The organism is Roseicyclus mahoneyensis, assembly GCF_003148775.1.
Taxonomy (GTDB): Bacteria; Pseudomonadota; Alphaproteobacteria; order Rhodobacterales; family Rhodobacteraceae; genus Roseicyclus; species Roseicyclus mahoneyensis.
In genome coordinates this window covers 135,303-160,043 of the sequence record NZ_QGGW01000002.1, presented here as the reverse complement: position 1 = coordinate 160,043, position 24,741 = coordinate 135,303, and the positions used below count along the sequence as shown (strand labels likewise).

The 24,741-nt window shown below is 66.1% G+C and carries 21 protein-coding genes; 9 read left to right on the top strand and 12 right to left on the bottom strand.

Annotated elements, in window-relative coordinates; genetic code table 11:
• The first annotated feature begins 21 nt into the window (after positions 1-21).
• Genes C7455_RS19860 through C7455_RS05725 form a run of 3 tightly spaced genes read left to right on the top strand, consistent with a single transcriptional unit; the run spans position 22 to position 9,105 of the window.
• Positions 22-243 carry a hypothetical protein gene (locus tag C7455_RS19860; protein WP_146199939.1) on the top strand — a complete coding sequence of 74 codons (222 nt, stop codon included), beginning with the start codon at positions 22-24 and terminating at the stop codon, positions 241-243.
• Between the two features lie 47 nt (positions 244-290).
• Positions 291-8,768, top strand: a complete 8,478-nt coding sequence (locus C7455_RS05730; RefSeq protein ID WP_245904238.1) for a glycoside hydrolase family 94 protein — start codon at positions 291-293, stop codon at positions 8,766-8,768.
• 58 nt (positions 8,769-8,826) lie between these two features.
• A complete protein-coding gene (locus tag C7455_RS05725; RefSeq protein WP_109666426.1) occupies positions 8,827-9,105 on the top strand; it encodes a YrhK family protein in 279 nt (92 codons plus the stop codon).
• 47 nt (positions 9,106-9,152) lie between these two features.
• Here the strand turns inward: C7455_RS05725 and C7455_RS05720 are convergent, their stop codons facing one another.
• From C7455_RS05720 to C7455_RS05670, 11 genes are all read right to left on the bottom strand, one after another.
• On the bottom strand, positions 9,153-9,407 hold the full coding sequence (locus tag C7455_RS05720; RefSeq protein WP_109666424.1) for a hypothetical protein: 255 nt from the start codon (positions 9,405-9,407) through the stop codon (positions 9,153-9,155).
• A gap of 85 nt (positions 9,408-9,492) precedes the next feature.
• Positions 9,493-10,926, bottom strand: coding sequence for a phospholipase D-like domain-containing protein (locus C7455_RS05715; protein WP_109666423.1), 1,434 nt, complete (start codon positions 10,924-10,926; stop codon positions 9,493-9,495).
• Positions 10,927-11,023: 97 nt separating this feature from the next.
• A complete protein-coding gene (locus C7455_RS05710; RefSeq protein ID WP_342767618.1) occupies positions 11,024-11,203 on the bottom strand; it encodes a CsbD family protein in 180 nt (59 codons plus the stop codon).
• 977 nt (positions 11,204-12,180) lie between these two features.
• A complete protein-coding gene (locus C7455_RS20085) occupies positions 12,181-12,339 on the bottom strand; it encodes a hypothetical protein (RefSeq protein WP_170119009.1) in 159 nt (52 codons plus the stop codon).
• Positions 12,340-12,357: 18 nt separating this feature from the next.
• Positions 12,358-12,609: a GlsB/YeaQ/YmgE family stress response membrane protein gene (locus C7455_RS05700; RefSeq protein WP_109666420.1), complete on the bottom strand. Its 252-nt coding sequence runs from the start codon at positions 12,607-12,609 to the stop codon at positions 12,358-12,360.
• 128 nt (positions 12,610-12,737) lie between these two features.
• On the bottom strand, positions 12,738-13,895 hold the full coding sequence (locus C7455_RS05695; RefSeq protein WP_109666418.1) for an extracellular catalytic domain type 1 short-chain-length polyhydroxyalkanoate depolymerase: 1,158 nt from the start codon (positions 13,893-13,895) through the stop codon (positions 12,738-12,740).
• Positions 13,896-13,918: 23 nt separating this feature from the next.
• Positions 13,919-14,335: a CopG family transcriptional regulator gene (locus C7455_RS05690; protein WP_109666417.1), complete on the bottom strand. Its 417-nt coding sequence runs from the start codon at positions 14,333-14,335 to the stop codon at positions 13,919-13,921.
• Positions 14,336-14,513: 178 nt separating this feature from the next.
• Entirely contained in the window at positions 14,514-16,607 is a 2,094-nt protein-coding gene (locus tag C7455_RS05685) for a catalase (protein ID WP_109666415.1), read from the bottom strand.
• A gap of 81 nt (positions 16,608-16,688) precedes the next feature.
• Entirely contained in the window at positions 16,689-17,750 is a 1,062-nt protein-coding gene (locus C7455_RS05680) for a DUF3618 domain-containing protein (protein WP_109666414.1), read from the bottom strand.
• Positions 17,740-18,141, bottom strand: a complete 402-nt coding sequence (locus C7455_RS05675) for a phage holin family protein (RefSeq protein WP_109666413.1) — start codon at positions 18,139-18,141, stop codon at positions 17,740-17,742. The genes C7455_RS05680 and C7455_RS05675 overlap by 11 nt, the downstream gene beginning before the upstream one ends.
• A complete protein-coding gene (locus C7455_RS05670) occupies positions 18,138-18,644 on the bottom strand; it encodes a hypothetical protein (protein ID WP_109666411.1) in 507 nt (168 codons plus the stop codon). The genes C7455_RS05675 and C7455_RS05670 overlap by 4 nt, the downstream gene beginning before the upstream one ends.
• 403 nt (positions 18,645-19,047) lie before the next feature.
• Between C7455_RS05670 and C7455_RS05665 the strand changes: the two genes are divergently transcribed.
• From C7455_RS05665 to C7455_RS05640, 6 genes are read left to right on the top strand one after another with little or no spacing between them, the layout of a single operon-like run.
• A complete protein-coding gene (locus C7455_RS05665; protein WP_109666409.1) occupies positions 19,048-19,461 on the top strand; it encodes a hypothetical protein in 414 nt (137 codons plus the stop codon).
• On the top strand, positions 19,458-20,831 hold the full coding sequence (locus C7455_RS05660; protein WP_109666408.1) for a cytochrome c: 1,374 nt from the start codon (positions 19,458-19,460) through the stop codon (positions 20,829-20,831). The genes C7455_RS05665 and C7455_RS05660 overlap by 4 nt, the downstream gene beginning before the upstream one ends.
• A complete protein-coding gene (locus tag C7455_RS05655) occupies positions 20,828-21,325 on the top strand; it encodes a sugar dehydrogenase complex small subunit (RefSeq protein ID WP_109666406.1) in 498 nt (165 codons plus the stop codon). The genes C7455_RS05660 and C7455_RS05655 overlap by 4 nt, the downstream gene beginning before the upstream one ends.
• Complete coding sequence (locus tag C7455_RS05650) at positions 21,322-22,923, top strand: GMC family oxidoreductase (protein WP_109666405.1); 1,602 nt, start codon at positions 21,322-21,324, stop codon at positions 22,921-22,923. Before C7455_RS05655 ends, C7455_RS05650 begins: the two co-directional genes overlap by 4 nt.
• The gene (locus tag C7455_RS05645; RefSeq protein WP_109666403.1) at positions 22,920-23,642 is read left to right on the top strand and encodes a cytochrome c oxidase assembly protein; all 723 of its coding nucleotides are present in this window, start codon (positions 22,920-22,922) and stop codon (positions 23,640-23,642) included. The genes C7455_RS05650 and C7455_RS05645 overlap by 4 nt, the downstream gene beginning before the upstream one ends.
• The gene (locus C7455_RS05640) at positions 23,639-24,139 is read left to right on the top strand and encodes a CopD family protein (protein ID WP_109666401.1); all 501 of its coding nucleotides are present in this window, start codon (positions 23,639-23,641) and stop codon (positions 24,137-24,139) included. Before C7455_RS05645 ends, C7455_RS05640 begins: the two co-directional genes overlap by 4 nt.
• Here the strand turns inward: C7455_RS05640 and C7455_RS05635 are convergent.
• Complete coding sequence (locus tag C7455_RS05635; RefSeq protein WP_109666825.1) at positions 24,117-24,668, bottom strand: DUF2231 domain-containing protein; 552 nt, start codon at positions 24,666-24,668, stop codon at positions 24,117-24,119. The genes C7455_RS05640 and C7455_RS05635 overlap by 23 nt on opposite strands.
• Positions 24,669-24,741: the final 73 nt, after the last annotated feature.

Below are 24,741 nucleotides of genomic sequence, written 5' to 3'. Positions count from 1 at the left end.
TTGTTTGGAAAGGAGACCTGCATGGAATGGGATCAGATTGCCGAGAAATGGAGCCAGATGGCGCTCCGCCTGCGCAGCGACAGCCCGACCGGGGCGCGACTGCCCGGCGCAAGCCGGGTCGATGACGCTCCGGCGAGGGCAATGACGCAGACACCCCCAACACTTGCGCCCCGTGACGGTCTGTCCCGGACGCGTTCGACCGGAGGGACAGGGAACGATCGTAGCCTGACACCCGACCGGTGATGCCGACGGATTACGCGCCGCGACCGGAACGGCGGCGAGGCGGGCCCTTGACCCGGACGAAGCTCCCATGGCCACGACGCCCGGTAAGCCCATGGACAGACAACGCGCCGATCCGTGCCGACCTCTTCGGAGCCGAGCGTCTGGAACATCACGCCATCTCGCTGGCGCAGGCCCAGTGCGTCACCGACCGTAGCGTCAGGGTGACGCCGTTGAGCGTCAGGGTGCGCGAAAACTCGGCTGTGTTGCTGTCGGCCTATCGGTCCTGCACCTTGGCGGTGCAATCGGGCCAGACAGTCACGCCAGCGACCGAGTGGTTGCTGGACAATTACCACCTTGTCGAACGGCAGTTGCAGCAGATCGCCCGCGACCTGCCCCCCGGCTACTACCGGCAGCTTCCCAAACTCGCCGCCGGACCGTTCAGGGGCTACCCGCGCGTCATGGGAATCGCCTGGGCCTATGTCGCGCATACCGACAGCCTGTTGAACGGGCCATTGCTCGCGCGCTTCGTGCGCGCCTACCAGACGGTCGAGCCCCTGACGATCGGCGAGTTGTGGGCGGTCGCCATCACCTTGCGCATCGTGCTGGTCGAGAACATGCGTCGGGTCACGGACCGCATCGTCGCAGAACAGCAGAACCGCGAGACCGCTGATGATCTGGTCGACCGGGTCACCGGCCGCGCGGGCAAAAACGGCTCCTCCGTGTTCCCCGATCCTTCGTTTCGCGCTCTGGCCGATGCCACGCAGGCGCTGGAGGGCGCGCCCTTGCCCGAAGCCCTTGCCGCGCGTATCGCCCAACGGCTGCGCGGCTTCGAAGCCGCGGAAACGCCGCTGCACGGCTGGTTGCAGGAGTGTCTGAGCCAGCAGGGCCTTACGGTCGACGAGGTGGTGCTGCGCGCCCAGAACGAGCAAGGCGCGTCCAACGTCACGATGCGCAACATCGTCACCAGCATGCGGCTGATCGCGGAAATGGATTGGCCCGACGTCTTCGAAGCGATCAGCCCGGTCGATGCCAAGCTGCGCGCCGCGTCGGATTTCGCCGCGATGGATTTCGCGTCGCGCGACCTCTATCGCACCGCGATCGAGACGCTGGCGCGCGGATCTGGCGCGACAGAGATCGCGGTGACCGAAGCGGCCCTTGGCCTCGCGGCCGCCGGTGGAACACCTGCGGCGCGCGATCCCGGCCATGGTCTGATCGGGCCGGGACGTCCCGCATTGGAGCGCGCGCTTGGCTATCGCCCGAAGCCCGGACCAAGGCTTCGGCGGATGCTGGGGCGCGCCGGTCTGCGCGGTTATCTGGCGGCGCTCTGGCTGGTGGCCCTGACGATCGTCGGCGGGGCGCTGCTGCTGACCGGGGCACAGGGCTGGCTTATCGTATTGTTGGCCCTGACGGGGCTTGCCCCGGCCTTCGAGGCGGGCAGCGCGCTGGTCAATCTGGCGATCACGCGCACCGTTGCCCCACGACGCCTTCCCGGACTGGATCTGGCCCAAGGCATTCCGCCCGACTTGCGCTGCCTTGTGGCCGTGCCCGTTCTGTTCAGCACCGTCGAGGATGTCACCGCCTGCATCGAACGGTTGGAGGTGCACTACCTGTCCAGCACCGGGGGCGCGGTGCATTACGCACTCCTGTCTGACGGCCCCGATGCCGCCACCGAAGACCTGCCGCACGATGCCGACCTGATCGCCCATGCCCGGCGCACTGTGGCCCGGTTGAACGAAACCTATCCCTCGCCCGCAGGCGACAGGTTCCTGTTCCTGCACCGCCGCCGTCTGTGGAACCCCGAGATGGGCGTCTGGATGGGGTGGGAACGCAAGCGCGGCAAGCTGACCGAGCTGAACCGCCTCTTGCGCGGCGCCACCGACACCAGCTTCGTCACGCCATGCGACGTTCCAAAAGACGTCCGCTTCGTCATCACGCTCGACGCCGACACGCGGCTCTTGCGCGACACGGTCCGGAGGCTGGTCGGCAAGATGGCCCATCACCTGAACGCGCCCCAGATCGACGCAGCTGCAGGGCGGGTGAGCAGCGGCTACGGTATCTTGCAACCGCGCGTGACGCCCGCCCTGCCCCTGGGCGCCGAAGGGACGCTTTACCAGCGGCTCAACGCCAGCCATGGCGGTATCGACGCTTATGCCGCCGCGATCTCGGACATCTATCAGGACCTTTTTGGCGAAGGGTCCTTCACCGGCAAGGGCATCTATGACGTCGATGCCTTCGCGGCGGCGCTGGCGGGTCGTGTGCCCGACAACTCCATGCTCAGCCACGACCTGTTCGAGGGCGATCTGGCCCGTGCGGCATTGGTGTCCGATATCGAACTGGTCGAGGATTTTCCCGCGCGCCACGACATCGCCGCGCGCCGGCAACACCGTTGGGTGCGGGGCGATTGGCAGCTGCTGCCTTGGCTGACCGGCCATGCCGCGACCGGGCGCGGGGCGCTGTCCGCGCTTGGGCGGTGGAAGGTCATCGACAACCTGCGCCGATCGCTCACCGCGCCGCTGGCGCTGGCGGCCCTTGGCGCGGGATGGCTGCTGCCCTTGCCCGCCGCCGCGATCTGGACAGCGCTTGTGCTGCTCATGCTGGCGCTGCCCTACCTCTTGCCCCTGCCCTTCGCCCTTTTGCCCGGCCGGGCGGGCATCACCGCCCACAGCCACCTTGCCGCGCTGGCGCGGGATGCCCGGACGGCGGCCGGGCGCATCGCCCTCGACGTCGCGCTGTTGCCCGATACGGCCGCCCGGATGGGCGATGCGATCTGGCGCACCGGTTGCCGGCTTTGGGTGACCGGCCGCAACATGCTGGAATGGACCACGGCGGCCCACACCGCCCAACGCGGGCGGCCCGGTGTGCTGGCGCAATACCGCGACATGGGCGCAGGCGTCTTGCTGGGTCTGGTCGTGGCCGCTGGGGCATACACCTTCAACCCCGTCGTGGAGCCGCTGGTCGTGCCAATGGCGCTGTTGTGGCTGATCAGCCCGCTGATCGCGCTGTATGTCAGCCGCCCGCGACCCACGCCCGAGACAGCCCGGCTGTCCGAGGCGGATGGGATTGCGCTCAGGCTGGTCGCGCGGCGCACCTGGCGGTTTTTCGAGACCCATGTGACCGCCGCCGACAACGACCTGCCCCCCGACAACTTTCAGGAAATCCCACGCCCGGCTCTGGCGCGGCGCACCTCGCCCACCAACATCGGCCTTTACCTGCTCGCCACCACGGCGGCCCATGATCTGGGCTGGATAGGCCGGGCCGAAGCGGTGGCCCGGTTGGAACGCACGCTGGCCACGATGCGGCGGATGCCGCAGTTTCGTGGCCATCTCTACAACTGGCATGCAACCGACGATCTGCGCGTTCTGGACCCCGCCTATGTCTCGTCGGTCGATAGCGGCAATCTGGCCGGGCACCTGATCGCCGTGGCGCAAACCTGCGCGGAATGGCAACGCGCACCGCTGTCCGAAGCTGATTGGCGCGCCGGGCTGGCCGATACGCTGCGGTTGGCCGACCGTGCCCTGAACGACGGATCCGCCGTCGATCCCGAACTGGTCAGCCTTTTGGCAGACCTGACCTCGGCGGCGACGCAACAGGCCCCGCTTGACCGGCTGCTGAACCTGAGCGCCGATGCTCTCACACGGGCGCAGGCCACGGCGATGACAGGGTCCGAGGCCGGCTTCTGGGTCGGGGCAGCGCATCGCTGCCTGACAAGCCATGCCGAGGACCAAGACGCGTCGCTGGATGAGCGGCTTGCCGCGCTCCAGCATCAGGCCCATGCCTTCGCCACCGGGATGGAGTTCGGCTTTCTTCTCGACGAAGACAAGAAACTCCTGTCCATCGGCTTTTCCGTCGCCACCAACCAGCTTGACCACAGCTGCTACGACCTATTGGCCTCCGAGGCGCGGCTGGCGAGCCTGTTTGCCATTGCCAAGGGCGACATCCCCACCCGCCACTGGTTCCGGCTGGGCCGCGCGGCCACGCCGATGGGGGCGGGATCGGCGCTGATATCGTGGTCGGGCAGCATGTTCGAATACCTGATGCCGTCGCTGGTCATGCGTGCCCCCGAAGGCTCCGTGCTGGCCGAAACCAACCGTCGGATCGTGGCCCACCAGCAGGCTCATGGCACGGCGCTGGGCATCCCTTGGGGCATATCCGAGTCCGCCTACAACGCCCGTGATCTGGAGATGACCTACCAGTATTCCAACTTCGGCGTGCCGGGGCTGGGCCTGAAACGCGGGCTGAGCGAGAACCGCGTCATCTCGCCTTATGCGACGGGGCTGGCCGCGATGGTGGTGCCGGGGGAGGCACGGCGCAACTTCGAGCGGCTGGCCACACTCGGGGCCGAGGGGCGGCTGGGCTTCTACGAGGCGCTCGATTACACCGCTTCTCGCCTTCCAGCGGGCGCGCAGTGCGCCATCGTGCGCAGCTTCATGGCGCATCATCAGGGCATGACCATCACCGCCATAGCCAATGCCGTGCAAGGCGGCCGCCTGCGCGCCCGGTTCCACGCCGAGCCGATGATCATGGCGGTGGAGTTGCTGCTGCAGGAACGCGTTCCACGCGACGTCGCCACGGCACCGCCCCGCGCCGCCGAGGCGACCGCGCCGACGCTCGATGCGAACCAGTCAGCCGTTGTCCGACACTTCGCCACGCCGCTGAGGGCCACGCCCACCGCGCATCTCTTTTCGAACGGGTCCTACGGCGTGATGCTGACGCCCTGCGGGTCGGGGTTCAGCCGGTGGCGCGGCCTTGCCGTGACCCGCTGGCGCGACGACCCAACCACCGCGCAGCATGGCGCCTATATCCTCGCGCGCGACCGGGTGTCGGGGGCTGGCTGGTCCGCATCGGCGCAGCCGGGCCTCGACCTCGGCCGCAGCGGGGCTAGCCACAAGGCGGTGTTCAGCGAACATGAAGCGGTCTTCACCCACAGCGCCGGGTCGCTGACGACCCAGACCGAGATCGTCGTTTCGGCCGAAGACGATGCCGAGGCGCGGCGAGTGACGCTGACCAACACGGGTCGCACCAAACGCGAGATCGACCTGACCTCCTGCGCCGAACTGGTGCTTGCGCCGATGGCGGCCGATGTCGCCCATCCGGCCTTTTCCAAGCTTTTCGTCGTGACCGATTTCCTGCCCGAGCTTGGGGTCCTGATCGCCACACGCCGCCGACGCGCGCCGGGCGACCCCGAGGTCTGGGCCGCCCATATCGCCGTGGTCGAGGGCGCCGAGGTCGCCGCCATGGGTTTTGAGACCGACCGCGCGCGCTTCATCGGGCAAGACGGCAGCATCCGGCAGGCGGCAATGGCCGGGCGCAGGCTGTCCCAGACGACGGGCACCGTGCTGGACCCGGTCTTTGCGATCAGGCGCTCTGTCCTTGTGCCGGCGGGCGGGCGGGCGCGCGTCACCTTCTGGACCATGGTCGCGGATGATCCCGACACGCTTCTCGATCTTGTGGATCGTCACCGCGACCCCTCGGCCTTTGGCCGCGCCGCGACGCTGTCCTGGACGCAGGCGCAGGTGCAGTTGCGCCATCTTGGTGTGACGCATGGCGCGGCGGCCGATTTCCAGCGGCTGGGTGGCATGCTGATCCGCGCCGATGCGCGGCTCAGGGCACCCTCCCGCACGATCACGATGGGGGCCGGGCCGCAATCGGCGCTCTGGCCTTACGGAATTTCGGGGGATCTGCCGATCGTGCTGTTCCGGATCGAGGATGCGCAAGATGCCCCCCGCCTGCGAGAGGTTTTGGCGGCGCATGAATACCTGCGGATGCGGGGCTGCGCCTTTGACCTCGTGATCCTGAACGACCGCGCGGCGTCCTATGTGCAGGACCTGCAAACCCTGATCGAGGGCGCGGTCCGGGCGGCAGGCGCGCGCCCGCATCCCGATCCGTCCCCCGGCGGGCCGCTGGGCGCGGTGCACGTGCTGCGCAGCGACCTGTTGCCCGAGGCCCGCGCGATGCTGCAGGCCACGGCCAGCGTCGTGCTGAGCGCCGCGCGCGGCAGCATCGGCCAGCAGATCGACGCCCTGCCGCCTGTCCGTGTGACTGCGCAGGCGACGCGGATCGCGCCGCCAAAGCCTGTGCCACAGCCCAAGGGCTTCGACACCGAAGCGCTGGAATTCTTCAACGGCACAGGCGGGTTCGACGATCAGGGCCGCGAGTATGTCATCGTCTTGCGCGATAGTCAGACCACCCCGGCGCCCTGGATCAACGTCATCGCCAACCCGCAGTTCGGCTTTCAGGTCTCAGCCATGGGCAGCGGCCATGTCTGGGCCGAGAACAGCCGCGAGAACCAGCTCACGCCATGGTCGAACGACCCCGTGACCGACCCGGCAAGCGAGGCGATCTGGCTCCACGATTTGGAAAGCGGCGAGACATGGACGCCGACCGCCCTGCCGATCCGCGACGGTGGCCTCTACGTTGCCCGCCACGGCTTCGGCTACAGCCGCTTCGAGCATGAAGCCCATGGGATCGACGCCGCCTTGGTGCAGTTCGTGCCGCTGGAGGACCCGGTGCGGATTTCGCGGCTGATACTCCGCAACACTTCGGGCACGACGCGGCGTCTTTCGGTGACGGCCTATGCGGAATGGGTTCTGGGGCCCTCGCGCGGGGCGACCCTGCGCCATGTGGCGACCGAGCATGACCCGGAGACCGGCGCGATACTCGCGCGCAACCCCTTCGCCACCGCCTTTCCGGGCCGCGTGGCCTTTGCCGATCTTGGGGCCAAGACACACAGCCACAGCGGCGACCGGGCCGAGGTTCTGGGCATCGGCGGCAGTATGGCGCGACCGGCGGGCATCGGGACCGCGCCGCTTTCGGGGCGGACGGGCCCCGCACTTGACCCTTGCGCGGCGCTGCAACGACGGGTGACGCTGGCACCCGGCGAGACGGTCGAAGTGCTGATGCTGCTGGGACAGGCCGAGACGGCTGAGGCCGCCCGCGCCCTGATCCTGCACCACCGAGACGCCGACCTAGAGGTGACGCTGGCCGCCGTGAAACACAATTGGGCCGATCTGCTGGGCGCGGTGCAGGTCAAGACGCCCGACCGTGCGATGGACATCTTGCTGAACGGCTGGCTTCTCTATCAGACCGTCGCCTGCCGCATCTGGGCGCGCGCGGGCTTCTATCAGGCCAGCGGCGCCTACGGGTTCCGCGACCAGTTGCAGGACGGCATGGCGCTGGCGGCACTGCGGCCCGAGATGACGCGCGCGCATCTGCTCCGCGCCGCCGCCCGCCAGTTCCCCGAGGGCGATGTGCAACATTGGTGGCTGCCCCATTCGGGCCAGGGCGTGCGCACGCGCATTTCGGATGACCGCGTCTGGCTGGGCCATGTCGCGGCGCACTATGTAGCGGTGTCGGGCGACAGTGGCGTTCTGGATGAGATGGTGCCGTTTCTCGAAGGCCCCAAGCTGGAGCCCGGCGCGCATGACGATTTCTTCCTGCCCACCCTGTCGGACGAGACCGCAAGCCTGTTCGAGCACTGCGCCCGTGGCCTCGATCAGGCTATCGCGCTGACCGGCGCCAACGGCATGCCGCTCATCGGAACCGGCGACTGGAACGACGGCATGAACCGCGTGGGCCAAGATGGGCAGGGCACATCGGTCTGGCTGGGCTGGCTGCTGATCGCCACGATCGACGCCATGGCGCCCCATGCCGATGCCCGCGACCCGGCGCGCGCGCGGGTCTGGCGCGATCACGCGGCCAAGGTTGCGCAGGCCATCGAGCGTGAGGGTTGGGACGGCGCGTGGTATCGGCGTGGCACCTATGACGACGGGGCGCTGCTGGGGTCTGCCACGTCGGACGAATGCAAGATCGACAGCATCGCGCAATCCTGGGCCGTCCTGTCGGGCGCGGCCGAGCCTGAACGCGCGCATAGGGCCATGACCTCGATGGCAGAGCATCTGATCCGCCCCGATCCCGGTCTTGCCCTGCTCTTCGCGCCGCCCTTCGACACCTCGGATCGGGACCCGGGCTATATCAAGGGCTACCCGCCCGGGCTGCGCGAAAACGGCGGCCAATACAGCCACGCAGCGATGTGGGCGATCCTGGCGAATGCCAAACTGGGTGACGGCGATGCGGCGGGTGCGCTTTTTGCCCTGCTGAACCCGATCAATCACGCGCTGACCGCCGTCGACGCGGCGCGCTACAAGGTGGAACCTTATGTGGTGGCGGCCGATGTCTATTCGGTTCCGCCCCATGACGGGCGCGGCGGCTGGAGCTGGTACACCGGATCCGCCGCCTGGATGTACCGCGCGGGGATCGAGGGGTTGATCGGGCTGACCCGCAGGGGCGACGCGCTGATGCTCGACCCATGCTTTCCGCGACACTGGCCGGAGGTGACGGCGCAAGTCAGGATGGGCGGGGCCAAACTGGCGATCACCATCGACAACCCGAACCGTGTAGGCCGTGGCATCGTGGCGGCAACGCTAGACGGTGTGCCCCTGACCCCAGACCATGGGAAACTGCGGGTGCCCCTTGCCGCTGGTGCATCCGGGCAGACGCAAAGCCTGCGCGTGACGCTTGGTGGTGTCGCCGCCGCACCGCCGAATTGACGCGGCCTTCAACCGGGGCAGTCACACGATTGAACTTGTACAAGATTGAGGAGGCGACATGCGACTGTTCACAAGCCGCCATCATGAGCGCAGCGCCGAGGCGCGTCGCCTTTATGCACGCTACGAGATTGCCCACACCATAATCGATTATCTGGCGGCGCTGTGCTTCCTGAACGGGTCGATCCTGTCTTTCCAGCCCGATCTTGCGGGGCCATCCAGCTGGTTCTTTTTGTTCGGGTCACTGTTCTTCTTGGCCAAGCCGACGATCCGGCTGGCGCGGGAAATCCAGTTCTTCCAAATCGGAGACGTCGAGGAATTGGCAAAGCGCGCCCCGTAGCGGGCCGTACTGCTTCGCCTTGATCGCAGAGCCTGTCGTGGTGCGATCTAGACCTCCTTGGCGGAAGGATCCGGCACCAATCCGTCCACCTCTGCAGCCCGGGTTTCATCCCAGCCGGGGTCTTGCCGCTTGATGCGGCGCGAGACGAGGTAGCTTGCCGGCCACGACAGCAAAAAGCCGATCGCGGCCGCAGTGCCGATGGCAAACCAAGAATACCACCCAAGGGCCAGAACTGCGATGATCAGCCCTCCCGTGACGACAGAGCCCACGATGAGGGTGAGAACGATACTCAAGCGGTCCATGTCGGATCCTCCATGTGTGAGTATGGAACGCCGGAGCGGGTGGAACCGTTCCAAGCAAGCCGCGCCTGTGCCCGACGGTGCCGCGTCAAGACCATGGCCAGCGGTGGGCCGGGCGCTCGGGGTCGAGAAGATCGTTTTCGCGCAACACCGCGTCGGTCAGTGCGCCGAACTCCGGCGGCTCGAACGGCACCAGCGACCGGCCAGCCCCGCGCAACGCCTCGATCGCGCCGATCAACGACCCATTTGCCGCCGAGACGGCGCGCGCGACCATCTCAGGTGCGACATCCAGATGCTCGGCCAGCAACGCCGTGCGCAAGCCTGCAATCGTCGTCCGCAGGGCGACCTCGCCGGGCTGACCCGGCGCCGCCTCGACCGACAGGTCGCATTCGGTGTCGAACCGCATCGAGCGGTTGTTGAGGTTCGACGACCCCACCCGCATCAACGCGTCATCCATGATGACGATCTTTGCATGCACGTAGATGTGCGCGCGCCCCTGTGTCACAGGCGTATACATGCGAAAACGGCCGTGCGTGTCGGCCTGCCTGACAAGCTCAAGGAGCCGCGCCCGGGCCGCGCCCATCGCCTTTTCCTCAAGCCAGCCCTGCGCCGTGTGCGGATTGACGACCACGAATTCGGGGCCGTCAGGCTCCTTCAACCTTGCCGCTATCGCCTCCGCCAAGGTGCGCGAGGCGAAGTACTGGCTTTCGATGTAAAGCGTGTGTCGCGTGGCCGCGATGATGCCAAGATAGAGCGCCTCGATCTCGTGCACCGCCGCGCGCCCCCCGTAGGCTGCCGCCGTGCGCGAGATGGCCACCCGCGCATCGCTGAGCAAAGGATCCAGACCCTCGGGCCAGATCGACGCGACGGCGGGCGGCCTGGGGAGCCGTTTCCCCGTGGCATGGACCCACCGTGTCCGCACGAGGTCACCCAGCGCGCGCGCCGCATCACCGTCGACCGCGATCGATGCGTCGTGCCAGGGTTGATAGGGGCGCTGCGTCGTTGGCCTGACCCGGAACGGGCTGTTGTCCAGATGCTCGGATGTGTCCCATCGTTCGGCCGTGGCGTCTATGCCGCCGCAAAAGGCCAGCACGTCGTCGATGACGATGACCTTCTGGTGATGGGTCGCGCCGCTCGCGTGCGCATGGTCGAGCTTGAGTCGGATGCGCCGCCCGATCAGCCAATCGGCAAGCCTGAGTGGCGTGGACCCCCGGCCCAGCGTGAACAGCAAGCCGACGTCCCACTGCAGAACATGGATCATCAGGTCGGGCCTACGGCGCACCAACCAGTTGAGATACCTGCCCAGTTTATGCGGGGTCGCGTCGGGTTTCCTGCGGGGATCGAGGTCGATCCGCGTGTCGAATTCCCAGCCAACCATGATGATGCTGCGCTGCGCCTTCTGCATCACCTCGTGGAGAATCCTGAAGTAGTCGGCCGCGTCCACGATGACGGCCAGACGAGCGGCTGTCTCTACCCGCCAGCAGGTATCTCCGGCCCGCAATATGCGCGGCGTGCTGCCCATGGCTGCTCACTTGATTGCGCTTGATCGAAACACCGCCCGAGCGGCACCGCGGAGGTGCACTGGCGCGCCCCCGCCGTGCAGCAATGGGTGACGCAGCCTATTTTCCCTTGGCCTTGTCCTTGGCGCTGCCATAGGCGTTTTGCGCCTTGCCCTTGACCTGATCGGCCTTGCCTTCCGTCTTGGTCTTCTGGTCGCCGGTGGCTTTACCGAACGCTTCCTTGGCCTTGCCGGATATGTTCTTTGTCGAGCCTTCTACTCTGTCCTTGTCGATTGACATCGTTACGTCTCCTCGCGACTCCGCTGGGCCACCCTCAGGCGTGATTGCCGTGGGCGCGCTGGGCGTTGCGTGATGACAACGCAAACCCGCCCGGCCGCGTTCCCGGGGGATCCGTGGTCGGGGGACAGGCAAATTCCATTCACGATGCGTTTGAAATAGTGCCGGGCACACGCCGGTCGCGCGGCAGGGTTCATGGCGTGCCCCGCATGTCCCTCTGACGTGCCATGATCTGGGCCAAGGCCTGGGTGAGACATGCCTCCACTTCGTTGCCGGCAATGGATTTTGCCAAAAGCTCGCACGCGGACATCACCGGAGCCTGCATCGGCGGGACACGGGCATGGACCACAGCGTCGCGCGAGGCTGCAAGCGCGACATGCGCAGGCACCCCCAAGGCATGCAGCGTCGTGGTATGATCTGTGGCAACCCAGTGCTGCATCTCGTCAAGGGACCGGTCCAGATACCGCACGGCGGACTGCAGGTCATTGTCGCCGGACGACAGCGCACGGCCAAGAACCTCGTCCAGTTGATCCGAGTGTTGGACTCGTGGGCAATCTTGGTGAGGCCACTGAAGGCGAACTGCTGCCGGAACGCGGCTGTTTCCGCCCGGATGACCTGCGCGTCGGCCGTGTCATGCGGATCGTGATCGCGCGGTTTCCGTGTCCAGCATCCGGGTGATGGCGCCTTGAAGCCTGTCGCCGATCTCGGACGTCAGGTCCATGATGGTGATCGATCAAGGGATATCGTGGATGTGGGCGATCAGCGCAGCACGGCACCGATTGTCATCGCACTTGGCCAGAACCAGTGGTTCTGCCGCAACCGTGCGATCCGCCGAAAGATGAAGTCACGCATCGAAGCAGTCCGGCCATAATGGAGTGGGATGGGCCGGTCTGCCTTTGTGGGCAGAGACAGTGTCTGGTTGGTATGTCAGCCGTGCCAAGGATGCTGCAGGGCAGGCCCCGTGGGACAGCTGTCTCGCGTCAACCGTTTTCATCACGACCGAGCCGACCTTCGAGAGAGCAGTCTTTCCGGTTGCCCGATGCTCTCAGCCCGATGATCAGGATTGCACAGGCAGGACGGCCGTCGATCATCACATGCCAATGTCCTTTCCAGCCATTGAAAGTGATGGGTGCAGTCATGAACCGGACCGCCCCGCATTATGCACGTCGGCGCAAGAAGCCCCAGACAAGCAGAACGATGATGGCACCGACAGCCGCCCCGATCAGGCCGGCGCCCTGGTCGGGACCATACCAGCCAAGGCTTTGTCCCAGATAGGTCGCAACGAACGCACCGACGATCCCGAGGATGGTGGTCAAGATGAAGCCTGATGGCTCGTTGTCGCCCGGCGTCACGAATTTTGCGATGATGCCGGCGATAAAGCCGATGATGATCGTCCAGATGATGCCCATGACGTGGTCGTCTCCTCGTGACTGTTGGGTGTTCATACCTACAACCCGACTGCTCTGATTGCGTTCCTTTGGCCGCAAAGCGGTGCATGTCCCCTGATCAGGTCATTTCAACCGATGTGCCGCGAGCGTCAGACCCGTTTGTGCTGCAGGAAAAATCGCAACATCTCGCGCGAGGCATCGGGCCCCTTGGGGTCGGTGTAGCTGCCGCTGGGGTTTCCGCCGGCCCATGCGTGACCCGCGCCATTGATGACCCAATGTTCCGCCATGCTGCGACCGGAGCGGTCATCATGTCTGGTTTGCCGGTAGCTGCGCCCGCCCGCCAAAGATTCTGATACAAGAACTTGTGTGTGGTCAAACCCGCTCTGCATGGCCTGTGCCAGCACCGCCTTTCCGTTGGCAGGGTGCACTGTTGTATCCGCTGACCCGTGAAACACGATGGTGGGAACACGCACGCGTCTGTCCCCGGCCCCTGCGCCGCCTTGCATGGCGGCAAAGGCGGATGGCACATCTTGCGCACTGCCGACGGGCAGCCCCGAGTGCACACCCACGGCCGCGAAGATATCGGGGTAGGCAGCGCCAAGGATCGCAGCAGCAGCCCCGCCCGCCGACAGCCCTGCAGCATATACGCGCGCCGGATCTGCGGGGTGATCGCGCAAGATGTCCTGCACGATTGCTGCGATCAGGGCCGGTTCGCCCCGGTCGCGCCCCTGATCCTCGGGCCGGAACCAGTTCCAGCATTTCTGGGCATTCGCCCCGCCGGGCTGTGCGGGCCAGGCGACAAGGCACCCGAATTCCTCGGCCAGTGTGTTCATGCCGGTCCCTGTCGCAAAATCCTCGGGCGTCTGGGTGCAGCCGTGCAGCATCACGATCAGCGGCATCGGTGCGTCCGGCCGGGCCGCGGGCACATACAAGCGGTAGTCCCGCCGTCCATGCGGCCCGGAATGCGTCAATGACAGGAACTGTGCCCCGGCGCGCAGATCTACCGGCACCGGCGCCCATGCCCCGCGCGGCGGCATGCCGCCCGCCGCGATTCCCCGCAGCGTTTCGGCAAGCCCTTTGCGCGCCTTGCGAAGGGCAGGACCGGTGGCGGTTTGCTTCTTTGGGTCCATCCCGTCGACGCGGGTGAAACTTCCCTCGATCGTGTCGGGTTCGGCTGCACGGTCGGTCTTTTGCGGGTCGGATTTCGGATGCAGCAGCGACCGGATCAGGGCCGTCGCCTCGGTTAGCTTGCCAGATCGGGTCAGGTCGGTGGCGCGGGCCATGCCGCGGGTGAAGGGGTTGGTCATCGGGTGCTTTCTGGAATTTCGGGTCAGGTGATGCGGTCGGCGAGCGCCGCCTTGACCGGTGCCGGGGCTTGCAATGTGCCAAGGACCGACAGGGCTGCGATGGTGTCGCAGGCAAGCTCCGCGGTGACGTCCTGGGCGATGACGACGAGGCCGAGGACACGGATATCCAGCATCTGGCCCGCCGCCCGCGCGGCCGTCAGTTCGTCGCGGGTTATGGTGCGCAGGCCCAGATCGACGCTCTTGCGCACGACGATCTGGCGCAGCGTGTCGGCATGCCGCTCGATCTGGTTGCGGATGGCGGTTCGGATGAAGTCGCTGCGGTTGGAATAGAACCCTTCCTGCACCAACAACTCGATATGACCGAGGTCGACATGGCCGAGGTTGATGGTGATCTTCTCGGACTCGGGTAACTTGACGGGCGAAGTGCCGGGCCGTGTCATGATCGCATCATTCCCATACCATCCACTAGGATGGTATATGGCTGGTATTCTGCTATAAACAAGATAGGCGAGATGGATTGCGCTCAAATGCAAAGGCCCCAGTGCTGTTCCGCACCGGGGCCTTTGACTATCCGTGTTTTGTAGGTGTCGGAGGTGACTTGGATTACCGTTCGTCCGGTCAGGACGCGAAGGCATCCTCGCGCGGCCAGTGCCGCAACGACCTGCACGCCGCAACGAAGGGCATCACCGCCTCCGGGCCATCCAGTTTGCAAAGCCCGGCTTCCTCCTTGCCCGTGAGGGCGCAAGCATCGATCAGGTCCGATGCGTCATCAACCCAGCCGATGAACTTGCAATGCACGAAGGCGTCCGACAGGAAATCCACGGCGGCGGGATTGTCGGCAAGGCCGGGGGCGCCGGGCAAGATGCCGACAGCATCGAACAACACCGAAGGCCCACCGGCGATCTGGTCCGTGACGGCGTGCAGATTGTCGTTGCTGCACGACACGCCGCCAATGCGTGGGGCGATGAAACGCAACAGGCCGCCCTCATCGCGCACCGCCTGTTCCAGTGCGGCGAGAAGCGCGCCGTCGAACCCGTCGCTCAGCAACACGCCCATGATCCGCCCCGCAAAACTGTCGGGGGCAGGGTTCTGGATGCTCAGCGCGGGGGAAGGGGCAAGATCGGTCCGCGTGGGACGCGCAGCGGGGGCCGGCTGCGGCAGGTCGGGCAGACCAAGCCGGTCCGCCACGTTCTGCGCCAGCGCCGCGTCGACATTCAAAAGATGCGCGACCATCCGCTCCCGGATCGCGGCCTCCTTGCATTTGGACAGCTCGAACACGAAGGCCGCAAGAATATGGTCCTGCTCGGACGAAGTCTGGCTGATGTAGAACTGGCGCGCCTGACTATAGTGGTCGGCAAAGCTTGCTGGGCGCAGGCGGGCCTTGTCGCCGCTGACGGGATCCTTGTAGCTCACATAGCCCTCCAGCGGGTGAGCGCGCGGCCCTTCGCCCCAGCCATTGGGCTCGTAGTTCACGCGGCCCTTGCGGGCGTCGGTCTGCATGTGCCCGTCTTGCTGGTAGTTGCTGACCGGGCACCCCTTGGGCGCGTTGACCGGCAGCTTGGTGAAATTCGGGCCGCCCAGACGTTTGAGCTGTGTGTCCAGATATGAAAAGTTACGCCCCTGCAGCAGCGGATCATTGGTGAAATCCACGCCGGGGATCACGTTGGCGGTGCAGAACGCCACCTGTTCCGTCTCGGCAAAGAAGTTGTCGACGTTGCGGTCGAGCCGCAGGGTGCCGATGATCTCGACCGGGCAGTCCTCTTCGGGGATCAGCTTTGTCGGGTCCAGCACGTCGAAGGCAAAGCTGTCTGCGAAACTCTGGTCGAACATCTGCACGCCCAGATCCCATTCCGGGAAATCGCCCCGGTCGATGGCATCCCACAGGTCGCGGCGATGGCGGTCAGGGTCGGCGCCGTTGGTCTTTACCGCCTCGTCCCACAGCACCGATTGCAGGCCCATCCGGGGTTTCCAAAAGAACTTGACGAAGGTCGAGGCGCCCGCGTCATTCACGAAACGGAACGTATGCACGCCAAAGCCCTCCATCGTGGTGAAGGATCGCGGGATCGCGCGGTCAGACATCTGCCACAGAACCGTGTGCATCGCCTCGGGCGTCAGCGAGATGAAATCCCAGAAATTGTCATGCGCCGATTGGGCCTGCGGAAAATCGCGGTCGGGGGCGGGTTTGATGGCATGGACCAGATCGGGAAACTTGATCGGGTCCTGAATGAAGAACACCGGGATGTTGTTGCCGACGATGTCCCAGTTGCCGTCCTCGGTGTAGAACTTCACAGCAAACCCGCGCAGGTCACGCGCAAGATCGACCGATCCCTTGTTGCCCGCGACATTGGAGAATCGGACGAACACCTCGGTTTCCTTGCCCTCGGTGTCAAAGGGTGCCGCGCGCGTCACGTCGGGCAGCGCGCGGGTGCAGGTGAAGGTGCCATGCGCCCCGTATCCGCGCGCGTGCACCACCCGTTCGGGGATGCGTTCGTGGTCGAAGTGAAAGATCTTTTCGCGCAGGATGAAATCTTCCATCAGGGTCGGCCCGGGGGCGCCCACGCGCAGGGAATTTTGGTTGTCGGCAATCACCACACCCTGCGCCGTGGTCAGGCGCCTGCCGCCCTCGGCCGCATGCTGGTGTAGTTCACCGCCCGACCCGGTGGCCGAAATCAGCGCATCGAAATCGGCGGTCTGTCGCGTGGGGTCCGTCATCAAGAAATCCTTTCGGGCCGATGGCACAGAGGCAGGAACGATCGCTTGGGGCGGGTCCAATCAGCCCGCCCCAAGCCTTGATCAGGTTTTGCTGCGGCTCGTGTCCCGTTGACCCGAGGTGCCGGTGGCGCTGTCCCTGACGCGCCCAGCGGCATTGGACGCGTGATCGACCATGACGTCGCTGGCGGATTTGCCCTCGGGCAAAAGATCGCCAAGCGTCGATCCCATGTCCTTGAGGTCGCTGCGGACTTCGGAGGCCACCGTCTTGCCGACCTTTCGGGCTGTTGCCATCGCCCTGTCGCGTTCCTCGCGGAACACGGCTTCGGCCTCTGCGAACAGCCGGTCGCTGCTTTCGCCCATAGTGTCATCCTCAAGCTGCGTATGGGGCAGCATGGCCCCGATGGCGGCGCCTGCGGCCACGGCCAGGGCACCCACGACCAACGGCTGATCCTCGAAGAGGTTGGAGGCACCGCGCATTCCCCGGTGCATCATGGCCTCTGACGAGACGCGCGCATCATGTGCCGCGCGGCGGGCAGAGATCACGCGCGACCTTGCCTCCTCCGACAGATCCTCGAGGCCATGGGACAATCGCGCCGTCAGGTCCGAGGTCTTGTCGCGCCAGTTGCCTGCGGCATCCGATATCGCATGCCCCGCCGTGTCGGCGGCGTCGCGGACCCGGCCCAGCATGCCGCCAGATCCCTCCGCTTCACCCTCGCTCGGGCCGTCATGTCCAAGTCCCCGGCCTTGCGCGCGCCGATCGGGCGACGCATGGGTATTGCCATACCACGACGGATCACGCTCGGAGGCATGGCCTCCGCTTGACCACCCGTGAGCGTCACGGCGGCTGGAAGACTGCCGCGACCGGCGTCCCTCACCGTTCACCGCCTCGGATCGGTCCTTGCCCAGCAACAGCCAAGCAAGTCCCACACCGATGACGGCAACCGCCGCAGGGTTACGGCCTACTGTGTGGCTGACCCTGCGGCCAATCTCGCCGCGCTGATCACGGACCATGTCGCTGATGTCGTTGAAGATGGTCTCGACCGAGAACTTCTCCTGCAGGTCGCGGAACGTGTCGCTCATCTCTGCGCGTTCGGTGACGATGTCGCGCTCGATCTGGTCGGGGGTGCGGGTATCATTTGTCATTGAAACTGTCCTTGAGGGCCGCAGCGTCACGCTGGACGTTGCGGGCGGTGCGGGTCGGCGCAAAGCCGATCTGGTGAAGAGAGGATCTGGCGGATCGGAAGATCAGGAGCGCGACCACGATCAGGACGGCGCCGACGACAAGTGTGGCCCAACGGGGCGGCAGACCGGCCCAGACCGCGAGGGCCACCAGCGACGTGGCCACAAGGTTCAGGCCCGCGATGCCGATGGCGACAGCCAATGCCATGGCGCCAAGCGATGCACCGACCTTGCCGAGGCTTTGCGCGATTTCGGCGCGGGCCAGATCGACCTCGTTGCGCACGAGGTTGCCGACATGCCCCATCAGGTCGGACATCATCGCGCTGGCGGATTTGGGGGTATCCGTGGCGCTCATGGAGCAGTCTCAAGGGACTGGGTGTTGGGGTTGCCTTCACTGACGAAGGTGTTGACCTGCTTCTTCTGTTCCGTGGCCTTTTGCGCACCGGCCGTCCCGTCTTGGGCAGAGGCCTTGGCATAGCGGCTGGCGACGAACCCGAGTAATGCGGCACCGCCCAGAAACAGCGCCGGGTTCCGGCGGCCGAGATTGCTGGCCATCTCGACCATCTCGCCAAGATCCTTGTCGCGGATGGCGTCTGCGGCATCGGCGATGCCGCCCGCGATCTGACCCAGCGTGCGTTCCTGCGCGGACCCGTCCCGCAATTCTTCCACCGCATGGCGAAGGGCGGTGGCCACATCCATGACCTCGGTCGCCACATCCGCCTTTGCGTCATCGGCCCGGGTCCGGGCTTCGGTCAGGGTCTGATCATACGTCCGGGATACCGCAGCCTTTATGTCGGACGCCACGCTTGCGCCCGTCGACGCGGCGGTTTTTCCGGAATGATTGGTGTCATCGGTCATGAGGTTGGCCTTTCTGGCGATGGGTCTGCGCGCGTTTCGCCGAACAACGGAAACCCGCGCGCAAGAGGAAGAGACGGCAGGCTTTTCGGGCCTTGCCTGAACAACGTCGGGGCGCATCGCCGCGTTCCCAGCTTTGTTGCCACCACCATTGTCGCATCGCGACCCAGCCTGATCGGTATTGCGGCCCCAGGGGCGCTTCGTCCCGCTGAACGGGATGCCATGTTGCCGACCCGTGATCCCCGCATGAGTAGATTCCGGCGCTGCAATCGAAATCTGGGCAGGCTTAGGGTCAGCGAACGATACGGTGACCGACACCGCATCACCGAACGGCGGACTGCCTGCCACATGGCGGGCGTTGCCATGTCCGACCGAAGGCGATGACCGGTCGGGACCTGAACCGCATATGCAGGTGGACCGCGAATTGGGCCAGGACAAAGCCAGTCAGATCGATCCGATTCCGGGCCATGCGGAGCTGTTGGAGGCCGCGCGGCACCACGCCCTGCGGATGAGCACCTCAAAGGATCTCCGCACCTTGATCCTCCGCCTCTACGAGGCTTGCGAAACCGCCAGAGTTGCGGCGATCAGCGCATTGCATGAGCCGGCACTCCGCTCTGGCGGTGAGGAAGCGACCGATCACAACTTCGGATTTGCGGATCTTTTTGCTGCGCTCAGACGCGCACGGGCCGAAGTGGCGGTGCGGGAACTGGGCCACCCCAAAAGCCTCTCCCCGAAATCACCAAATCACCCGCGTTCGGGCGGCCCGCCGGCAGCCACGCTGAGCACGGCTATTCTCGCGCAGCAAAAGGCCCGACGATGAGATGGATACTCTTCATCATCCTCGGCGTCGTGATTGCCGGGAGTGTCGGGTTTGCGATGCTGGCTTGGCGCGGCGAGATCGCGCCGCGTCCTGAACAAGCGTCAACCGACACTGCCGCTGATCCGGCGCAGATCGAGGCGGGCGCCCGTCTGGCCCTTCTGGGCAATTGCGCAGGCTGCCATACGGTTGACGGTGGGGGCGCATTGGCCGGCGGGCTGCCGATCGACACGCCCTTTGGCACAGTTCACAGCACCAACATCACGCCGGACCGCGCGACCGGCATCGGCGATTGGTCGCTCGAGGCCTATACCCGCGCCATGCGCGAGGGGGTCGATCGTGAGGGTCGCCACCTCTATCCCGCCTTTCCCTATGAATATTTCGCGCGGATCACGGATTCCGATCTGGCCGATCTGTACGCGTGGAACATGGCGCAGCCCGCTGTCGCCGCCCAGACGCCCCCCAATGATCTGGTGTTTCCCGCCGGTTTCCGCCCCTTGCTTGCGGGCTGGAAACTGCTGTTTCACTCGAACACCCAATTCGCCGAAGATCCCACGCAGTCGGAGCAATGGAACACTGGCGCCTATCTGGCTCAAGGCCTTGGGCATTGCAGCGCGTGCCACGTGCCCCGCAACCTGCTGGGCGGCACGGCGGAGGGCAGGGCCGATGAGGGCGGCGAAGCCTATGACTGGTGGGCGCCGCCGCTGACGGCGGCAAATCCCGCGCCGAACGTATGGACCGAGGCGTCGCTCGCCGCATACCTCCATACGGGCCGTGCACCCGGTCAGGGTGTTGCGGCAGGCCCGATGGCCTCCGTGGTGCATGACAGTCTGGCGTTGGCGCCCGAGGCGGACAGTGCCGCGCTTGCGCATTACATGGCCGACCGGATGGCGCGGCAGGATGCCTTCCATACCGAACCTGCGGCCCGTCTGGGTTTGGCGCGCGCCGCACTCGACACCAACAGTCCCGCGATGGGCAGCGCGGTTTTCGAGGATGGTGCGCAGCTGTTCTCGGCCAATTGCACCACTTGCCACCACGCCGGCGGCCCGTCGGGCGGCAGGGCATTTCCCGACCTTTCGGAAACCACGACCGTTGCCGGGCCTGATGCCCGAAATCTTGTCCACGCGATGCTGTGGGGGATCGGGCAAGATGCAGGATCCCATGACGGGTACATGCCGCGCTTTGCCCATGAACTGACAGACGCGCAGATCGCAGCCATCGCCACGCATCTGCGTGACGACACAGTCACTGCGGACACCGTTACCCGGCTCCGGGCCGGCGGGCCTGTGCCCGGGGCGGGGGCCGGTCCGGTATCCGGCTTCGCCTCCCCGACCATGACCGCGATGCCCGCACAGCCCGGAGAAACGCCATGACCCATCACCCCAGCCGCCGCCTTGTTCTGGGTGGGATGGTCGCGCTCCACGCGGTGGCGCTGGCCCGGATCGCGCCCGGTCAGACGCCGCTGCCATCGCGGACCGGACCGATCGGGGCGGAGGATTTCATGGCCCTGTCACAGCGCATGACCGGCCATGATCGGCTGTCGCCGACGCTCGGGGCGCGCTTCCTTGAGGTTCTTGCCGAAACGGGCCGGGCGCCAGCGCTCCAGACCCTGTATGCAAGCGCGTCCGGGGCGTCTGGCGGCGCTCCGGAGGATCAAGACGACATCGTGCAACTGCTTTTGCACGGCTGGTATCTGGGGCGGATCGAGATCGACGGCCAAACCCATTTGATCGGGTACGAGCAGACGCTGATGGGCCGGGTCACGGCGGACATCTTGCCGCTGCGCAGCTACTGTGGCGGCACCATGGGGTTCTGGGCCCTGCCGCCCGACACCGGCCCCTTGCCCCTGCGCGAGGCGCAGCCATGACAGAGCATGACACCGATGTGCTCATCGTCGGCTCGGGGCTGTCGGGCAATCTGATCGCCCACCGGCTTGCCCTTGCGGGCCTGTCGGTCACCATCCTGGAGGCCGGGCCTCGCATCGCGCGGCATCAACTGGTCGAGGCTTACCGCAACGCCACCGACAAGGGCGACTTCATGGCGCCCTATGTCGCCGCCACCCATGCGCCGCAGGGGCAGGCGGGCAGCGATTACATCGTGCAGGACGGCGACTACCCCTACAACGTGCAATACATCCGCGCCGTGGGCGGCACGACATGGCACTGGGCGGCGGCGACATGGCGCTTCCTACCCAATGATTTCCGGTTGTTCAGCCTCTACGGCGTCGGGCGCGACTGGCCGGTGTCCTACGAGGATCTTGAGCCGTGGTATGCTGAGGCCGAGGTCGAGCTTGGCGTTGCGGGCCCCGACCCTGCGGACGAGGATCTGGGCTCACCGCGGTCCGCCCCCTATCCGATGGCGGCCCTGCCGCTCAGCTACATGGATCGCGATTTCGCCGACCGGCTGAACGAAAGCGGCGAGTTTGTGGTGACGACGGAACCCGTCGCGCGCAACTCCCGCCCCTATGACGGCCGGGCGGCCTGTTGCGGCAACAACAACTGCATGCCGATCTGCCCCATCGCGGCGCAGTATTCCGGCAACATCCACGCGCTCAAGGCCGAGCACGCGGGCGCGCGCCTGATCCCCGATGCCGTGGTCTTTGCCGTGGAGACCGATGCCGAGGGGGTGATGGTGACGGGGGTGCAATACCTTCACCCCGACGGGTCGCGCCACCGCATGACGGCGCGCCGGATCGTGCTGGCGGCCAACGGGATCGAGACCCCGAAACTGATGCTCATGTCGGCATCCGATGCAGTGCCGAACGGCCTTGCGAACCGATCCGATCAGGTCGGGCGCAACCTGATGGATCACCCCGGCATCTCGGTGTCGTTCCTGTGGGACAAGCCGGTGTTTCCGGGTCGGGGGCCGCAGGAAATGACCTCGATCATCAGCCTGCGCGATGGCGATTTCCGGGGCGAGATGGCGGGACGCAAGCTGCATCTGGGCAACATGTCCGACCTCGAAGGCATTACTGAGCGCCTGATCGACGACGGGTTGCAGGGCCCGGAGCTTGACGCCGAGATCCGCGCCCGTGTCGTGCGCAAGGTCGGCATCAACTGCTTTCTCGAACAATTGCCCGAGGCGCATAACCGCGTGCGCCCGCATCCCGATCAGGTGGATGCGCTGGGTTTGCCAAAGCCGCTGTTGACCTATCAGATCGAACCCTATGTGGCCCGCGCGGCCGAGGCGACACTGGAAAACTATGCCCGGATCGCGGAACTGCTGGGCGGAACGGAGGTGGAATTCAACGCCGAGTATGGCGGCAACAACCACATCATGGGCACGACCATCATGGGCACGGACCCGACCAATTCGGTGGTCGATGCCGATTGCCGCTGCCATGATCACCCCAACCTGTTCATCGGCGGTCCATCGGTGTTCTGCACCGGCGGCACGGTCAATTCAGGGTTGACCATCGCGGCGCTGGCCTTGCGGCTGGCCGATGCCCTGATCGCCGAGACATGAGCGCGCCGGCTACAGCCTATTGCGGGACGCCCGCGATCCCGGCGGAGGTCTGGACAAGCTGGAACCTTGATCCCGTGGTGATGGCCGGGCTGGTCGGGCTGACGGTGACGTGCCGGATGCGCAGCAGCGGCACCGCGCAACACGCCGGATTCGCCGCCGTGGCGGTGCTTGCGGTGATCTTCCTCTCGCCGCTCTGCGCGCTCAGCGCGGCGCTGTTCTCGGTCCGTGTCGTGCATCATGTGCTGTTGATCGCGGTCGCTGCCCCCTTGCTGGTGCTGGCCTTTCCGGCGCGGTACGCCTTGCCGCTGAGCGCGCTGGTCGCGGTCAATCTGATCGTGCTGTGGCTCTGGCATGTGCCGGGGGTCTACACTTGGGCCATCGGGTCGGTGGCGGGCTACTGGCTGATGCAGGCCAGCCTGCTGGGCACCGCCCTTGCCCTATGGCGCGAGGTGCTGCGGCGTGGGTCTGATCCGGGCGCAGGCATCGCGGCCCTTTTGGCGATGGTCGCGCAGATGGGCCTTTTGGGCGCCCTCATCGCCTTTGCCCCGCGCGCGCTTTACCCCACGCATGGCTACACGACCGAGGTTTGGGGCTTCAGCCCGCTCGAGGATCAGCAACTGGCCGGGTTGATCATGTGGGTACCCGCGATCCTGCCCTATCTGGCCGCCGCGCTGGTGCTGGGCATGGGCCGCCTGTTTCCGCCCGAGCCTGCCCGATGATCTGGATGGTCAAGCTGCTGCACCTGACCACGGTCTCGATCTGGGCGGGTGGTCTTGTGGCGCTGCCCTTCCTGTTGCTGCAGCGACGCCGATTGACGGGCGAGCCGCTGCATCGCCTGCACCGGATGGCGCGAATGGTATACGTCTCGATCCTGTCGCCTGCCGCGTTCCTGGCGATCGGCAGCGGCACCGCGCTTGTGTTTCTGCGCGACACCTTCGTCGAGTGGTTCAGTGTCAAGCTGGTGATCGTGGGGGTGCTCACGGCGCTGCATGTCCGCGCGGGCCTGTTGATCTTGAAGGTGTTCGATGCCGACGCCTCCTTCAGCCGCGGGGGTGCCACGACCTTGACCGTGGCGACGCTTTTGTCGGTGACAGGGGTGCTGCTGGTCGTATTGTGGAAGCCTTCCTTTGACGCAGCGGTGCTGAACCCTGACCTGTTCCGTCCCGGCGGGCTGTCCGAGGCTCTCGCCCCGGCTATCGTCTGGGCGACACCATGACGCTGACGCCATGATCGAGCACCAGCTTTCCCCCGTGCCAGCCCGCGAAACCCGCGAACAGCACGCCAAGCGCCGACAGGGCAAGGCCGTGGGGCAAGATCTCGCCGCCGCCAAGCCGAAACCCCCAGTTGGTTCCAAGGATCGAGATCAGCATCATCGCCGCGGTGGCATGGGTCCAGCTGGCCACCCGGATACGGATGCCCTTGACCAGCACCAGTTCCGCCGTGCCCGCAAGCGCGGCTGCGATGCCGCCCAGAAAGGCAAGGCCCGACGCCCAAAGCCCGGCCCGCTGCCAGAACTCATCGCCGCCGAACCACCACATCACGTCCGCGCCAAGGGTTCCGACGACAAAGGCGATGGGGAAATGCACCAGCATCGCGTGCACCGGATGACCGACCAGCGCTGCGGCCGACCCGGTATCATGCAGCGCCACGGCATCCAGAACGGGCGTGTGCCCACCGCCCTCTTTGCCTGCGGTGTCCGCTTCGGTGCCTGTTCCCGTGTCGGAAGAGTCTTTTTCGGCGGGCATGGCGTCTCTTTCGGGGCAGGTCGGAACCGGGCGTGGCGCTGTGCGGGCCTTGGTGCGGCGGCGCTGCTGCTGG